Source organism: Coprococcus sp. OM04-5BH, assembly GCF_003482105.1.
GTDB lineage: Bacteria > Bacillota > Clostridia > Lachnospirales > Lachnospiraceae > Coprococcus.
On record NZ_QULM01000005.1, the window covers coordinates 1 to 16,173 of the forward strand.

Genomic DNA, 16,173 nt, shown 5'->3' on the forward strand with positions numbered 1-16,173 from the left:
TCACGGACAACAGCGTTGACGGCAGCTTCTACAGCAGAGAAGTCCTTGTAGTCATCCTTCTTCAAAGCGTTTGCCTTGGCAATGGCTGCGTCTACTGCACTGTAATCTGCCGGGCTATCCGCAAACCTCGGATAATTGCGTGCCTGCGCAAACGCGTCGCCCAGCAAACCTGCCACTGTGCCATTTGTAAAATCTTCTTCCGTCTTTTCACCGGCTGTACCTGCGTTTTCCGTTATTCCGCACGCTCCGTAGTAGCAGTTTGTAGCACCAATCGTACTGCCCCCCCACAGCTGACCTGCGAAAACACCAGTGGCCTTGATTCCGGGCACAGCAGTTCCCTCGGTAGAAAGCGTTGCCTGATATACATAGCAATTTTGAATGGTCAATAATGAATCCGTCATCTCGCCAGCAAAACCGCCTACTAAACTCACACCCTGAGCATCATCGGTTTTAGAGCTTACAGAACAGTTTGCAGTATAGCAGTTTGTGAATGTAGACTTACCTACTCCATAATCATCGTCTACTTCACCAACAAAACCACCACCATAAGCCATAGTTTTAACCTGATTGTTTTCGGCAGCACATTTTTCAAATGTTCCGCCGGTGGAATAACCCACAATACTTCCTGCACAGTTATTATTGTTGTTGCGCTTGCTCTCCAAGGAAGAAATCACCACCGAGCAGTTTTTGATGGATGAACCATAACACACACCTGCAATACCGCCCACATAACTGTAATTATTCTGACCGGTTGCCACAAAGTTTGCGTTTTTTACATGAAGATTTTCAACCGAACCGAAAGCGACCCACCCGAAAATGCCAGCTGTAGCAAAACCGTCCGGGTCAACTTTTCCGGTAGAAACCGCATTTGTGATGCTGTGCCCGCCACCATCATAGTTTCCTGCAAAATAGTAACTACCAGAATAACCGATCGGCTCCCATGTTACCCCGGTCAGGTCAATATCAGCCGTTTGCTTAAAGTAATAGCCATGGCAGTTTCCAACACCAGCGGCATCCGCATCAAACTGTTCTGCATTGCCAGAGTTCAGGAACTCTGCCAAAGCAGTCAAATCCTCTTGCGAAGCAATCAGCCACGGGTCTTCCTGTGTACCTGTCCCACCACCAAACAATGGTGCTTCTGCTGCAAACGCCACCATTGGCACCAGTGTGATCACAAGGCACACTGCCAGCAGAAAACTTAGAATTTTCTTCTTCATATAAATCCCTCCTAGAATATTGGCACGGCTCACAAAGTGATGACGTGCTTTCTTTTTTTGTGTCATTTGACACTTTTAACATTTTTCGGCAAGTTTTGAGACATGCCGTCTCAATTATTTTATATCACATCTTTTTGTATGTCAACCATGTACAAATATAGCAAAAGCAGCAGACACAAATTTATCATTCTGTAGCTGCTGCCTTTATACTTGATTTATTATATTTTACTTTACTTTTTTCTGCATTACTCCGTTCTTCACATAGTATACAGAGCCCTTATATGTTACATTACCTGTGTACTTGAAGTCAACCCTTCCATTCTTAACATAGTACCATCTTGTATTGTACTTAACCAATGTTTCGGAATTGAAATTCACAACACCCTTATATACATAGAACCAGGTATTGTTGTATTTTGTAAGACCTGTAAATGAGAAATCTATAACACCGTTCTTAACGTAATACCACTTTGTGTTCTGCTTGACAAGAGTCGTCGCGGTGAAGTCTACCACACCATTCTTAACGTAGTACCACTTTGTTCCATACTTAACAAGCTTAGTAACAGTAAGATCCTGCTTGCCATCCTTTATGTAATACCACTTACCGTTTATCTTCTTAAGGGTCTCTGCACTTGCCTGCTTCTTCTCAAGAGCAGCAATAGCAGATTCAATAGCCTTAGCCATTGCGTCTACCTCTGTCTGATGATTAATGCTCTTGCCATACACAACAGCCTTAACAGCAGCATCCACACCGGAGAAGTCCTTATAATCATTTCTGTTTAATGCATTTGCCTTTGCAATGGCTGCCTCAACAGCACTGTAATCTGCAGATATGTTTTCGCCATCCCATTTAAATGTAGGATGATTAATTCCTGCCACCCATTCAACGCTTTCTCCCTGATACTTCCTGAGTCCCTCAAGCACATCCTCCGAATTAAAATCCGCAACTGCCATACCCGGTTCTTCAACTATAGCATATGCTGTATACTTATCATCTGCCGGAATATAATTATTCTCAAATGTTCCTGCCAATGCATAAGCTACCCATCCGGTGTCTACATCTTTATCTGAACCTATATCGGTAGTTGCAACCATACAATTCTTTATGGTTGTACCGCCCTCTGTATATCCAAGAATTCCACCTACACCTGCATACAGTGAATTAACAATTATCTGTCCGTCAAACCAGCAATCTGATATTGTAAGCTCGTCGTCAAACTTCGCACCAACAATTCCTCCTATGGTATCAAATGCGTCATAATCATTTTTATAGTACCCGGTGGAATTAGTATAGTTTCCTGTAAGCACCGCACTTGAATAACATCCGGATATAGTACATCCTCTCAACGCCACTCCAACGATACCGCCAATATTCTTCTCAATACTAGAGCCGCCTGTGACAGATCCTGATGTCCAGCAATTTGTAATCTTTGATCCTCTAAGTATATCCACAAGAATTCCCTTTCCTGCAGCACTTCCATCATTAGGATCTATCCATATCTCGGCATCCTTAACTCCCAGATTTCTAACTTCCCCATTACATACATTTCCAAAAAGTGCATTTCTATAGAGATTGTTTTCATTATCTTTATCAATATAAGAGTCATGGGAATATAAATTCGATATTACATGTCCCTGTCCATCAAACACACCATTAAAACCATAATCACTGCTATTCAAACCACCATTACCGGTACCTATAGATACCCACTCATGTCCTGCCAGATCCAGATCATTATCCAGATAAATATATTTACCTGCAAATGTTGTTTTGCCAGGATCGGCATTTACTATCTTAGCCAGACCAGCTAACTGTTCAACTGTTGTAATATGGTACTCTGTTGCCTCTTCATTCCCATCATACCAGCTTGTATCAGCCAGATCTCCCCAAGTGGTCTCCTTGTTCTCTGTTGCCGATGTTGTTATTGGCACAAGAGTCACTACTAAAAACACTGCCATCAAGAAACTTAGAATTTTCTTCTTCATATAAATCCCTCCTAGATATTTTTTCAACAAGTTTTGAGACATGTCGTCTCAATTATTTTATATCACATCTTTTTGTGTGTCAACATTCTTCACAGCCTCTTACCGTCCTGATTCCCCGGTGACTCACCACACTCTCATTTCCCCTGCAAATGAAAAAGCATGAAACTCCTGACACCTTACCGTAACACGGCTCAGTATCATTACATTTCATGCCTTTTACATATATTATATAATTGAGGGAGCTAATTTACTGTTGTGCTACTGTCACAACACCATCGCCACTGTCATCCTTCTTAGCTGTTGCTGTATTGTCTCTTGTATCCTTTACTGATGCATACTGGTCAAGAGTAAGGGCTGTCTCATACTGGCAGGTAACGTCTATGTAGTCCGCGGAGATATAGCCTTCGATAGCTTCGTCAGTAACTACCTTAACCCACTGATCGTCATCCTCTATAACGCTTAACACTGTTCCACCTGCAACCAGTCCCAGTGCTGCTGAATCTGCTGACTTATCCGCCCTGACCTTAACTGTCTCATAATTTACGGTTCCCACCAGCTTGCCATAATCCTTGGCATATGCTGCCGCCTTATCACCTGTGAGAATATATGTGGTCATTACATATCCTGTAACGTCACCGGACTTTATCTGGGTCCATATACCGTCAGATGATAATATCTCTCCTGCGGCTCCGTCATACATCTTACCTACAATTTCAGAATCCTTTGAGGCTTCTTTTCTTACATTAAGTACCTGATCTGAATCAACAATGAACTTGCCGTCAAATTCTGAACCTGTTGACGAGCTCATATCAAGCCCCTCTGTCATGGCAAATTCCGCCTCGTTTATATCTACACTGTATCCTGAATATGTATTGTTCCGGGCAGCTTCCGTACTGCTTACATATGCGTCCTCAATAGTGTCATCTGCATATGAACTATCTGCCTGTGCACTGTATGCTGTCACCTGGTTCATGCTGCTGTTATCAACAGCCTCACCATACTTCACCACAATTCCTATAAGGGCACACACACATACTACTGATGTTGCCACAAGGATATTTCTTTTCTTATATTTATATGAAAGGATGTTGTGCTTGATATAAGCATAACGTCTGCTCTCTTTTCTAATTCTGCTAAATCTCATTTTATGCCTCTATATTCTTTAAGTACCGATTTAATTAAAAACCGGATACAATCTTTACAAATAAACTCTATAATTGTTACATTTCTGTTAAAATAGTAACTCAATTTGTTACACATGTCAATAGAATTGCTGTTCGATTTTATTGCTTTTTTCTGCCGGCTATTGTAAAGTATTAGTGTAAATTATTAAATTGTAAGACAATATGGTGATAAAAATGAGACTAGACAAATATTTGTCAGAATGTACAGGAAAAACCAGAAGCCAGGTGAAGGCTTTAGTGAAAAAGGGACTTGTTACAGTGGACGGTGTTCCGGCCAAAAGCCCTGATATGAAGATAGATGAAACCTCATCAGCAGTAACTATGGATGGAAAAACTCTTTCTTATGAGAAGTATGTATACTATATGCTGAACAAACCGGAGGGCTATGTAAGTGCCACCAATGACAATCTCCACAAGACCGTCATTGATCTGTTGTCCGGTGAGAATACCAGAGATCTGTTCCCGGTGGGACGTCTTGATATAGATACGGTGGGACTTCTTCTTATTACAAATGATGGTGCCCTGTCCCACGATCTTCTGTCTCCTGCAAAGCATGTGGCAAAAACCTACGAGGCAATCCTTGACGGCATAGTAACCGATGAAGACATAACTATGTTCAAGACAGGTGTGGATATCGGTGAAGAGAAATTATGCAAGCCTGCTACTCTTAAGGTTGTGGATATTGATGAAAATAAGGGGCACAGCCGGGTATATATAACCATAACCGAAGGGAAATTCCACCAGATCAAACGAATGGCAAATGCCATAGGAATGGATGTGCTGTTCCTTAAGCGGCTATCCATGGGAAGTCTTGTTCTTGATCCGGCACTTTCCCCGGGAGAATACCGCCGCCTGACAGAGGATGAACTTAATTCTCTAAGGTCAAAGTAATGTTAGATCCGGGATAACTTAATAAAGATAGAATTTAAACGGGCTAAACAACAGAACATAGAAAGAGTAATTTACTTTCAAACCGGAACCTGTTAATACGAAAAAGAAAAGGGTATTGCATATCAAAACCACGATCTGCAATACCCTTTTCTTTTATATTTGTATTTGTTTCTTAATTATCTGTATTTTTTAAATTTGAATTTCCTAGTTACCATTTACTGACTTTGTATGGAAATACACATCTATTCCATCTGCTATTCCGCCGGCGATCTTGTTCTGGTAATCATCAGTAACCAACAGTTTGTCCTCTTCTACATTTGTCATGTATCCGACCTCAACCATAGTTACCGGGACTGTGCACCAGTTTATTCCGCTCATGTTGTCAGTCTCAAGAACTCCCTCACTGTTAGCACCTGTTGCCTTGGTAAGTCCCCCAAGAACTGACTGGGAAAGCAGCTTGCAATCATCATAGAGATCACCGTTGTATTTATTTGACGCGGTCTGGCATACTGTCATACAGCCTGACGCAAGACTGTCGGTTGAAGCATTTACATGTATCCTTATAAATGCGTCCACATTTGCGTCGTTTGCAATGCTTGCTCTTGATGAGTTGCTTATATCAACATCATTTGAGTTTCTGACCATTATAACCTCATATCCTCGCTTTGTAAGCTCCGACTGAAGCTTCTTGGCGATCTGAAGGTTTATTTCGTATTCCTTGGCACCTGTGCTGACTCCTGTGTTACCTGCTGAGCTCTTTGGCTTGGTCTCTGTAGCTCCCGGTCCTATCGGCTCCATGTCATTGTTAGCTACTGCCTGATGGCCTGCGTCTATGCAGACCTTCTTGCCATTACTCTCTGCATTGTCATTGTATAACAACGGATCTTCCTCTGTGGAACTGCTGTCATCATATCCCACCTTCACAACATACTCCGAATACACATAATATGTATTTCCCTGAACCTTAACCCTGCTCCACTCATCGTTGTAGCCGGTTCTTGTGAGCTCTGTGTCAGTTGCGATCTGCATGGCAGGTGTACCCTCTGTGTCAGGTGAAGTTCTCACATTCACATAATCAGTGGTCTTTACCGTATCATTTACAACGGTAAAACCATCTGCGTCGATCTGTGCCTCCGTTGTAACCTCTTCTGTAGTTACTTCCTCTGTGGTAATCTCGGCTGTGCTGGTTTCAGTGCCTGTGTCCTTATTTGCCCGTTCAGCTTTCTTGCCACATCCCACAAGGGACAGGGCAAATACTGTAAGCAGCGTAAGGAGAAACAATTTTCTTGTCTTATTCTTCATAGCGTTCACAATCCTTCTTGAACAATACAAATATGTAATTTTTCAAATTCAACCAATTATACCAACAATTCACTACAATAGCAAGTATTTTATGTTTTCAACTCCTTTTCGGGCATTTTTTCCTCGATTTTTAACATCAAATCCCTAAATCAGAGGAAAATATGCCCCAATAACTCCACCAGTTCCTTATAATCCCTTTCATCTGCCAGCTCCCTTGCGGAGTGCATGGCAAGTACAGGTATTCCCATGTCAACAGCCCTTACCGGGATGTATGAGGACATGATAGGCCCCAGTGTCTGACCGCCCGGCATACCGGATTTGTTCACTGTCTTCTGAAGCTTGATACCATACTTTCTTGAAATTGCGGTGATCACTGCGGAAGCCTCACTGTCTGACACATATCTTTGGCTTGCACTGCTCTTTAATACAGGTCCTGCTCCAAGGACCACCTTATTTGTAGGGTCGCTCTTGTCTGAATAATTCGGATGGGTTCCGTGTGCCACATCAAGAGACACCATAAATGCAGACTGGGTGAGTGCCGCCTTGTTACTGCCCACTCCGGCAGCTTCTATTATCCTGTCTATGCATTCCCTGAACAGAACGGAATCAGCCCCCTGCTTTGAACGGCTTCCGATCTCCTCATTGTCAAATAATGCTATGACGTTTATATTACTGCTGTTCTTCGCATCAACAGCTACCATAGTATCTATCAATGCCGCTACAGATGATACATTATCAATACGGGGTGACGATATCATGGAGCCTGATACTCCTACCATCTCTGCGTCATCTGTATTGTAAAGGTAAAGATCATAGTCCAGGACGGAGTCTACGGCTATATCCATTTCGTCTGCTATCATATTAAGTATGGCTGCCTCTCCCATCTCTTCTCCTGCAACACCTGTCACAGGAACCATCTCCTTGGCAACATCAATACTACCCTCTTTATCTCCACGTTTTAAGTGAGGCGCAAGATTAGGTATCACGGCTACAGGTCTCTTTGAGTCATATAACAAACTGCGGGGCTTGAAGCAATCATCTCCTTCAACTACAACCTTTCCTGCTATGCCAAGAGGTCTGTCAAACCAGGTCTCCTTGATGAGTCCACCGTATGGCTCCACATTCAGGGTTGTGTAACCGGCCTTCACCATATCCGGATTGCTCTTAAGCTTAAGCATAGGGAAATCCGTATGGGCTGCTCCTATCCTGAGATTTTCAATCTTCTCACCTACAGTCCATGCGATCAGCATCGAATTAAAGGGAACTGTGAAGTATCTTCCCGGTGTCAGCCTGCCAAAGGCCTTGCCATATGCCAGATTGTGAAAGCCCTTTTCCAGTAATGTTTTCTCACACATATCAGTAACGTGGAACTGGGTCACTCCCTCCCCAAGATAATCCATCAATCTATTTTCTTCCATAACGTCATCTCCAAATTTTTTTACCATTATAATACCATTTGCAGATATTGGGAATATGGTTTATAATACTTTAGTACTTTAAACTATCAGAACAAAGTAGAAGGAGGGCGTAGTCCATTATGAAAAATTTTAAAATCGGATTCATAGGTCTGGGATTAATTGGCGGTTCAGTTGCCAAATCAATAAAAAGGATCTTCCCGGGTTATAAAATCGTCGGCTACGACACCGACAAGGAAACATTAACCGTTGCCCTTAAGGATCATACTCTTGATGTGATCGCAGATAACATTGTGCCTGACATAACAGACTGCGACTACATATTCCTATGTGCTCCGGTCCACTATAATATAGAATATCTTAAACAGTTGAAGCCTTATCTTAAGGCACATACCATTCTCACAGATGTGGGAAGCGTGAAAACCGACATTTACGACGCCGTTATAGAGCTTGGTCTTACGGACTATTTCATCGGTGGTCATCCTATGGTCGGTTCCGAGCGTTCAGGCTACGATGCGGCTTCCGACCGTCTCATTGAAAATGCATATTATTTCATCACCCCATCAGACACAGTTGAGGACTCAAGGGTGGAGGAATTCACCACATTTATAAGCGACCTGGGGGCTATTCCTATCCAGTACTCCCCTGCCATGCATGACCGGATCACTTCCTATATAAGTCATGTTCCCCATGTAATAGCGGCAGCTCTGGTGAACCTTGCCCGCAATGCCGACTCAGCAAATGGTATCTTCAAGTCCCTTGCGGCCGGCGGCTTCAAGGATATAACCCGTATTGCCTCATCAAATCCGGTGGTGTGGGAACACATACTGTTAAGCAATCCTAAGAATGTGGTAAATGGCTTGAAGGAGTACATAGATCTCATAAACCAGATCATCACAGACATCGAAAACAACGACGGTGCTGCCATCAACAGCTTCTTCGCCTCTTCAAGGGAATACAGAGATTCAATCCCGAATAACACCAGTGGTGTCATCAGGATGTTCCATGAATTATTCGTAGATATCCCCGACGAGCCGGGAGCTATTGCCAAGATCACCGCTATACTTGCAGAGCACAATATCAACCTGAAGAATCTGGGTATCTCCCACAACAGGGAGGACGAGGAGGGTGTTCTCCGAATATCCTTCTACGACAAGACCGCCCTCAGTGAGGCCAGAACTCTGCTTGATAAATGTGGTTACAAAATCTATAATAGATAGCAGACACTAACCATAATCTATATGGATCTTAAAATATACAGCCTGAGGTTAAACATATGATTTTTAAGAAAACAAAACATTTAAAAGGGGAAATAACTGTACCCGGAGATAAATCCATCTCTCACAGAAGCATAATGCTTGGTTCCATAGCTTCGGGAATAACCGAGGTTCACGGCTTCTTAAATGGTGCCGACTGTATCTCATCCATGAACTGTTTCAGGCAGATGGGTGTGGACATTGATTACGACGGCAGCATTGTCACAATCCACGGAAACGGTCTCCACGGTCTTAAAGCTCCTGCCGACACTCTGGATGTGGGAAACAGCGGAACCACCACAAGGCTTATGTCAGGTATCCTGGCTGCCCAGAATTTCTCTTCAAGAGTTATCGGTGATGACTCTATATGCAGACGTCCTATGAAGAGGATCATAACTCCCCTTGCCATGATGAGAGCTGACATAACCAGCGAGCGGGGAAATGACTGTGCCCCGCTTATCATAAACGGAAGGAAGCTTAAGGGCATACATTATGATTCTCCTGTAGCTTCAGCCCAGGTTAAATCCTGTGTGCTCCTTGCGGGTCTCTATGCTGACGGTGAAACCAGCGTAACCGAACCGTATGTGTCAAGAAACCACACAGAGCTTATGCTTAATGCCTTCGGCGGCTCATGTACCACCCTTGGCACCACTGCCACTGTAACTTCTGATCCTGTTCTCACAGGTCAGAAGATCGTTGTTCCGGGAGATATCTCTTCTGCTGCATACTTCCTGGTGGCTGGTCTTATTGCAGAGAACTCAGAGATCACCATTAAGAATGTGGGTATCAATCCTACCAGAGACGGAATTATAGATGTGATAAAGATGATGGGTGGCGATATAACATTTACAAATGTCAATGCAGACTCAGGGGAGCCTACCGCAGACATCACTGTAAAGACCAGCAGTCTTAAGGGCTGCGTGATCGAGGGCGACATCATTCCAAAGCTCATAGATGAAATTCCTGTTATTGCGATCCTTGCCTGCTTCGCAGAGGGTGAAACCGTAATAAAGGACGCCGCAGAATTAAAGGTTAAGGAATCCAACCGTATCGACGTTATGGTGAACAACCTTTCAGCCATGGGTGCTGACATAACAGGAACTGATGACGGCATGATCATCAGAGGTGGCAAGCCCCTTCACAGTGCAGTCATCCACAGCAAGAAGGATCACCGTATAGCCATGAGCTTTGCCGTTGCCGCCATGTGTGCAGAGGGCGAAACGGAAATCCTTGACGCCGACTGTGTGAATATCTCATATCCTGATTTCTACAGGGATCTTGAAAATTTGCAGAAGTAATACAAAGAAATCCAAACGATATAAGTCAGTATTAATGTACCTGACAAAACCGGATACAGCATATTGATATGATTGTATAAAAAAGGAGAGGAAAACAAATTCCTCTCCTTTTATTTTATTGCATTTTCTTCTGATCAATGCTTTTAACAATCTATTGCATACGGACTTTTCTTTAAGCTTACATCTTATAAAGCAGTAACATCTATCTCCCCATCAAATACAACTCTTGCAGGACCTGTCATGTATATAACATTTTTCTCCCTGTCCCATCTGATGATAAGATCACCGCCAAGCAGTGTGATAGTCACTTCGTCCTCTGTCTTGCCGTTTAAGATACATGCAACCGCTGTGGCACAGGTTCCTGTTCCGCAGGCAAGGGTCTCTCCGGTTCCTCGCTCCCACACTCTCATCTTGGCATGGGTTCTGTCTATAACCTGGCAGAATTCCGCATTTACCCTTCTTGGAAATGCCTTGTGGTGCTCAAACAATGGTCCCACCTCATGAAGTGGAAAGTTATCAACGTCATCTACAAATACTACACTGTGGGGATTTCCCATGGATACGCAGGTCATTTTGTATTCCTTGCCATCCACCTCTATAGGACTGTCTATAACTGAGTCACCCTCACCAACTACCGGTACAAGCTCCGGCTTAAGGATAGGTTCACCCATATTTACAGTTACCATATCAACCTTGCCGTCCTTTATGAGGAACTTAAGGTACTTTATTCCGGCAAGGGTCTCAACAGAAACCTCGGTCTTGTCAGTGAGACCATAATCATAAACGTATTTGCCTACGCAGCGGATTCCGTTTCCGCACATCTCCGACTCGGATCCGTCTGCATTGAACATAGTCATTCTGAAATCTGCCACCTCACTTGGACGTATCAGGATAAGTCCGTCTGAGCCTATTCCAAAATGTCTGTCACTTACCTTTACTGCAAGCTCTGATGGATTTTCAATCTTTTCCTCAAAGCAATTAACGTACACGTAATCATTTCCAAGACCCTGCATTTTAGTAAATTTCATAATTCCAGCCTCCTTATATTGATCATCAACCCATTAAAATGTGCCGACACTGCATGTCAGGTTTTCATATAAAACCTAATGAAATAATTATTATTTATCTGGTTGCCCGCTTCAACATCTTCTGTTTAACCTGCGGAGTTATGAGCAGCTCCTGCTCCATGAAGTTGTCCAGCGTTCCGTATCTCATTTCTATCTCTTCAAATGCTGCCTCGAGATATTTCCTGTCGGCAATATAGGCATCCCTCGCCGCCTCGGCACGGGATTTGTCTCCTGTGGAAAGGAACACCTTCCAATACGCCTTCTTGCCCTTTGCCGCCGACACTGTATTTGTATATACATAATCGTCAAATATAGTGTCCATATCCACATCCAGCATATATAAAAACAGTGCAGACACCAGCCCACATCTGTCCTTTCCCTCGGTGCAATGCCAGAGAAGAGCTCCCTCTCTCTTGTCATCGCATATTACCTCAAATACCTCCTTGAGCTTCTCAATGGAAAATGGATTAGAAACTATCTTCCTGTATATGGCAGGCAGCTCGGGTATCTCAACATTTTTGTTATCAAGATCCTTCTCGTGGGTTATACCAAGCATTGCACTGGTAAGCAGCGGAATATGTGTCCACTCCACTCCGTCTATCTCCCTGTCAGGCTTTTCCCTGATCTCAGTATGGGTTCTGAGATCTATTATATGCTTCACCTCATATGTGTGGGTCAACGTATCAGCATCGCCGTAGCTTATGTCATTTAAGACACTTCCCCTTAAGAACATATGCGGATTTATCATCTTTCCATGTTTATTTTTAAGGCCTCCGAAATCCCGGACATTGCCTGCCCCCTTTAATTTTATGTTCTGTATACTCTGCAAGTAAATCTCCTCCCGAAACCGACATATACGGATATATTACCATATTTTCTTCCCGGTTAAAAGCCAAAGCCCTCATTTTATTCACGTATTGTAACCATGTCGCAGACACCATTACAATAAATAATGCCGCATGGCAAACCTGTAAGTTCACCATACGGCATTACTGATTATTTTTAACAAATCAAGAATACATATATCAAAAAGCTTTTACTTGATCAACATAGCATCCCCAAATGAGAAAAATCTGTACTTTTCTTCCACAGCCACCTTATAAGCCTCAAGTATATGTTCCCTGTCATAGAGGGCTGATACCAGCATGAGAAGGGTTGACTCCGGCAGATGGAAGTTTGTGATAAGTGCGTCTATTACCTTGAATTTGTATCCCGGGTAGATAAATATATCTGTCCATCTGCTGCCTGCATTTACAGTTCCGTCATCATCTGCCATGGATTCAAGAGTTCTTGTACTGGTGGTTCCAACCGATACTATCCTGCCGCCTGCTGCCTTAGTGGCATTGATCATATCTGCTGCGTCCTGCTCTATAATGCAGAATTCTGAGTGCATGTGATGATCCAGGATATTCTCCTCCTTTACGGGGCGGAAGGTTCCAAGTCCCACATGAAGGGTAACATGGGCGATCTTTATGCCCTTTTCCTTTATCTGATCAAGAAGCTCTGTTGTAAAATGAAGTCCTGCTGTAGGTGCTGCGGCCGAACCGTCGTGCTCAGCATAAACAGTCTGGTATCTGTTCTTGTCCTTAAGCTTGTGAGTGATGTAAGGTGGAAGCGGCATCTGTCCCAGTTCATCAAGGATCTCTTCGAATATTCCCTCATACTCAAATCTTATAAGACGGTTGCCCTCCTCAACTATATCCACGACCTCACCTACAAGCTTGCCTTTTATAAGTCCTGTCTCCGGATCAGGCTCGCCTGATTCTGCCCCGAATACTATACGGGCACCGATACGGCACTTCTTTCCGGGCTTCACCAGTGTCTCCCAGGTGCAGTCATCCTTACGCTTAAGAAGCAGCACCTCTATGGAAGCTCCTGTGTCCTCCTTGACACCCATGAGTCTTGCCGGAAGCACCTTGGTATCATTTATTACCAGGCAGTCCCCCGGGTTTAAATAATCTATTATGTCATAGAAATGTTTATGTTCAATTGTATTTTCCTGTCTGTCAAGAACCATAAGCCTTGATTCACTTCTCTTTAAAAGCGGATCCTGGGCGATCAGCTCCTGTGGCAGGTCATAATAAAAATCAGTTAATTTCATCATATTATCATTCCTTATAGATTAAGCTCTGATCTCTATTCCAAGCTTTGAAAGCTCCTTAAGGATCTTGTCAATTATCTTATCAACCTCTGCTGTCTCAAGAGTTCTGTCCTTTGCACGGAAGGTCATTGTGTAAGCTACAGACTTCTTACCCTTAGCGATCTGCTCACCCTCGTATACATCGAAGAGCTTGTAGCTCTCAAGAAGCTTGCCGCCACACTTCTTGATAACTTCCTCTATCTGACCTACAAATATTGACTTGTCCATAACAAGACTTAAGTCTCTTGTACTTCCAGGGAACTTGGCAATTCCTTCGTACTTAATATCAAAGCTTGAAAGCTCTACAAGAGTTGGCATATCGATGATAGCCACATAAGCCTCAGCCTTGAAGCTGTAGTTGTCACATACCTCAGGATGAACCTGACCGATCACACCGATAAGCTCATCCCCCTTAACGATCTTAGCCTGACGTCCCGGATGAAGGAATGGATACTCTGTTGTAGGCACATATGTGCACTGACCTTTTAATCCAAGCTTGTCTGTAAGCTCCTCAAGAACACCCTTGAGATCGAAGAAATCTCCGTCACCGTACATACCGATGGTGAGCTTCATTCTCTCCTCAGGAAGCTCTGTAAGAGGAAGTGCCTTTGGAAGATATACATTGCCAAATTCATAAAGCTTGGCAACCTTGTTCTTTCTGTTGGCATTTGTAGCAAGAGATGTCAACATTCCGTTTAATGAGATGGTTCTCATGATACTGAAATCTTCACCAAGAGGATTTGAAATTGTTACTGTCTTTCTGTAATCTGAGTCAGCAGGAAGAAGCAGCTTGTCAAATACCTTCGGGCTTTCAAATGAGTAACACATACCGCCTGAGAAACCATTTCCCTCAAGTATGTCTCTGCAGATAGCTTCTATTCTCTGGTTATATGGAAGCTTACCTACTGTAGCCTCACCCTTTGGAAGTGATACAGGGATCTTGTCATAACCGTAAAATCTTGCAACTTCCTCTGCAAGGTCTGCCATACAGTTGAGATCCTGTCTGAATGTAGGAACTGTAAGGGTATTTGCCTCTTTATCATAAGTAAGACCTAATCTGTCGAAGTAGTAAAGCATTTCTTCAGGCTTAACATCTGTGCCAAGAAGTGCATTCATCTTATCAGGCTCAAATGGAAGAACCTTTGGCATGACAGGATCAGGATATACATCCACAACTCCTCCTACTACCTCACCTGCACCCATTTCCTCAATGAGCTGGCAGGCTCTGTTCATAGCCTCAAGAGCAAGATTTGGATCAAGTCCCTTGGTGAACTTGAAGGCTGCGTCTGTGGCAAGGTTCAGTCTTCTGGATGAAAGTCTGATATTTGTTCCGTCGAAGCATGCTGCTTCAAATAAAAGTGTGCTGATCTCATCTGTAACCATGGAGTTCTCGCCACCCATGATACCTGCAATACCGATCTCCTTCTCGCCGTCGCAGATCATAAGCACGTTGTTGTCAAGGTTTCTCTCCTGTCCGTCAAGGGTAGTGAACTTGTCTCCATCCTTTGCACGGCGTACCACGATCTTGTTGCCTGCTATGGTACTTAAGTCATAAGCATGCATTGGCTGACCGTACTCCTCCATTACATAGTTTGTAATATCAACAAGGTTGTTTATTGAACGGATACCCTGTGAAGCAAGTCTCTCCTGCATCCACTTAGGTGATGGTCCTATCTTAAGGTTCTTTACTACTCTTGCTGTGTATCTTGGACACAGGTCAGTATCCTGAACCTCAACCTTTATATAATCATTTACATCTTCGTCATTTCCGGTTTCCTTTACAACAGGTGGGTAGAATGGCTTGTCAAATGTTGCTGCTGCCTCTCTTGCCATACCGATGATGGAGAAGCAGTCAACTCTGTTTGAGGTGATCTCATACTCTACTACCACATCGTCAAGACCAAGTGCCTTAACTGCGTTATCCCCCGGCTTAACTCCTGATGTCTCAGGAAATACATAAACTCCGTCCTCAGGTGCTTCCGGATAGAAGTCTCTTGAAGAGCCAAGCTCCTCAATACCGCACATCATACCATTTGAAAGAACGCCACGAAGCTTGCCCTTCTTTATCTTTATTCCGTCAGGATATGTGTTATCATCGCCATGGGCAGCGGCTACTTTACCACCGTCAAGAACTACAGGGATAACATCTCCCACCTTTACGTTCTTGGCACCTGTTACTATCTGTACAGGCTCCTCGGCTCCTATATCCACCTGGCATACAACTAACTTGTCTGCATCAGGATGTTTCTCCATTGTAAGGATCTTTCCTACTACGATCTTCTCAAGATTTTTATCTTTTCTCTCATAACCTTCTACATGTGAGCCTGACAGTGTGATGGCGTCAACAAATTCTTCTGCTGTTACATCAAGGTCAGGAACATAAGCCTTTAACCATGAAATTGGTGTATTCATTATTT

The 16,173-nt window shown here is 43.4% G+C and carries 12 protein-coding genes; 3 read left to right on the top strand and 9 right to left on the bottom strand.

All coding sequences use genetic code 11. From position 1 onward, the window contains the following. The 3 genes from DXB54_RS09380 to DXB54_RS09390 all read right to left on the bottom strand — a co-directional run. The coding region (locus DXB54_RS09380; protein ID WP_330426384.1) for a hypothetical protein at positions 1–1,217 on the bottom strand (1,217 nt) is incomplete at its 3' end. Between the two features lie 225 nt (positions 1,218–1,442). Further along, positions 1,443–3,203: a hypothetical protein gene (locus tag DXB54_RS09385; protein ID WP_118695027.1), complete on the bottom strand. Its 1,761-nt coding sequence runs from the start codon at positions 3,201–3,203 to the stop codon at positions 1,443–1,445. 247 nt (positions 3,204–3,450) lie between these two features. Next, on the bottom strand, positions 3,451–4,347 hold the full coding sequence (locus tag DXB54_RS09390) for an SH3 domain-containing protein (protein ID WP_118695028.1): 897 nt from the start codon (positions 4,345–4,347) through the stop codon (positions 3,451–3,453). A 214-nt stretch (positions 4,348–4,561) separates the two neighbouring features. Here DXB54_RS09390 and DXB54_RS09395 point away from each other — a divergent pair, with 214 nt between their 5' ends. Beyond that, entirely contained in the window at positions 4,562–5,278 is a 717-nt protein-coding gene (locus DXB54_RS09395; RefSeq protein ID WP_118695029.1) for a pseudouridine synthase, read from the top strand. Between the two features lie 204 nt (positions 5,279–5,482). Here the strand turns inward: DXB54_RS09395 and DXB54_RS09400 are convergent, their stop codons facing one another. Together DXB54_RS09400 and DXB54_RS09405 are read right to left on the bottom strand one after the other, a co-directional pair. Then, positions 5,483–6,580, bottom strand: coding sequence for an N-acetylmuramoyl-L-alanine amidase (locus DXB54_RS09400; RefSeq protein WP_118695030.1), 1,098 nt, complete (start codon positions 6,578–6,580; stop codon positions 5,483–5,485). Positions 6,581–6,729: 149 nt separating this feature from the next. Then, complete coding sequence (locus DXB54_RS09405; RefSeq protein WP_199708752.1) at positions 6,730–7,998, bottom strand: M18 family aminopeptidase; 1,269 nt, start codon at positions 7,996–7,998, stop codon at positions 6,730–6,732. A 119-nt stretch (positions 7,999–8,117) separates the two neighbouring features. Here DXB54_RS09405 and DXB54_RS09410 point away from each other — a divergent pair, with 119 nt between their 5' ends. Together DXB54_RS09410 and aroA are read left to right on the top strand one after the other, a co-directional pair. Then, positions 8,118–9,215 carry a prephenate dehydrogenase gene (locus DXB54_RS09410; RefSeq protein WP_118695031.1) on the top strand — a complete coding sequence of 366 codons (1,098 nt, stop codon included), beginning with the start codon at positions 8,118–8,120 and terminating at the stop codon, positions 9,213–9,215. A gap of 56 nt (positions 9,216–9,271) precedes the next feature. Beyond that, complete coding sequence (gene aroA, locus DXB54_RS09415; protein ID WP_118695032.1) at positions 9,272–10,549, top strand: 3-phosphoshikimate 1-carboxyvinyltransferase; 1,278 nt, start codon at positions 9,272–9,274, stop codon at positions 10,547–10,549. Between the two features lie 185 nt (positions 10,550–10,734). On the opposite strand, the gene dapF is transcribed toward aroA, so the two are convergent. The 4 genes from dapF to pheT form a co-directional block, all read right to left on the bottom strand. After that, the gene (dapF, locus tag DXB54_RS09420) at positions 10,735–11,577 is read right to left on the bottom strand and encodes a diaminopimelate epimerase (protein WP_118695033.1); all 843 of its coding nucleotides are present in this window, start codon (positions 11,575–11,577) and stop codon (positions 10,735–10,737) included. A 94-nt stretch (positions 11,578–11,671) separates the two neighbouring features. Further along, positions 11,672–12,445, bottom strand: coding sequence for a tyrosine-protein phosphatase (locus tag DXB54_RS09425; protein WP_158578225.1), 774 nt, complete (start codon positions 12,443–12,445; stop codon positions 11,672–11,674). A gap of 207 nt (positions 12,446–12,652) precedes the next feature. After that, positions 12,653–13,717: a tRNA preQ1(34) S-adenosylmethionine ribosyltransferase-isomerase QueA gene (gene queA, locus DXB54_RS09430; protein WP_118695119.1), complete on the bottom strand. Its 1,065-nt coding sequence runs from the start codon at positions 13,715–13,717 to the stop codon at positions 12,653–12,655. Positions 13,718–13,738: 21 nt separating this feature from the next. Beyond that, positions 13,739–16,168, bottom strand: coding sequence for a phenylalanine--tRNA ligase subunit beta (gene pheT / locus DXB54_RS09435; RefSeq protein WP_118695035.1), 2,430 nt, complete (start codon positions 16,166–16,168; stop codon positions 13,739–13,741). Positions 16,169–16,173: the final 5 nt, after the last annotated feature.

Bases quoted from the DNA above. Each gene is read 5' to 3' on its own strand.
- dapF (WP_118695033.1), bottom strand. From the start codon at position 11,577: ATGAAATTTACTAAAATGCAGGGTCTTGGAAATGATTACGTGTACGTT.
- aroA (WP_118695032.1), top strand. From the start codon at position 9,272: ATGATTTTTAAGAAAACAAAACATTTAAAAGGGGAAATAACTGTACCC.
- DXB54_RS09390 (WP_118695028.1), bottom strand. From the start codon at position 4,347: ATGAGATTTAGCAGAATTAGAAAAGAGAGCAGACGTTATGCTTATATC.
- pheT (WP_118695035.1), bottom strand. From the start codon at position 16,168: ATGAATACACCAATTTCATGGTTAAAGGCTTATGTTCCTGACCTTGAT.
- DXB54_RS09395 (WP_118695029.1), top strand. From the start codon at position 4,562: ATGAGACTAGACAAATATTTGTCAGAATGTACAGGAAAAACCAGAAGC.
- DXB54_RS09385 (WP_118695027.1), bottom strand. From the start codon at position 3,203: ATGAAGAAGAAAATTCTAAGTTTCTTGATGGCAGTGTTTTTAGTAGTG.
- DXB54_RS09400 (WP_118695030.1), bottom strand. From the start codon at position 6,580: ATGAAGAATAAGACAAGAAAATTGTTTCTCCTTACGCTGCTTACAGTA.
- queA (WP_118695119.1), bottom strand. From the start codon at position 13,717: ATGAAATTAACTGATTTTTATTATGACCTGCCACAGGAGCTGATCGCC.
- DXB54_RS09410 (WP_118695031.1), top strand. From the start codon at position 8,118: ATGAAAAATTTTAAAATCGGATTCATAGGTCTGGGATTAATTGGCGGT.
- DXB54_RS09405 (WP_199708752.1), bottom strand. From the start codon at position 7,998: ATGGAAGAAAATAGATTGATGGATTATCTTGGGGAGGGAGTGACCCAG.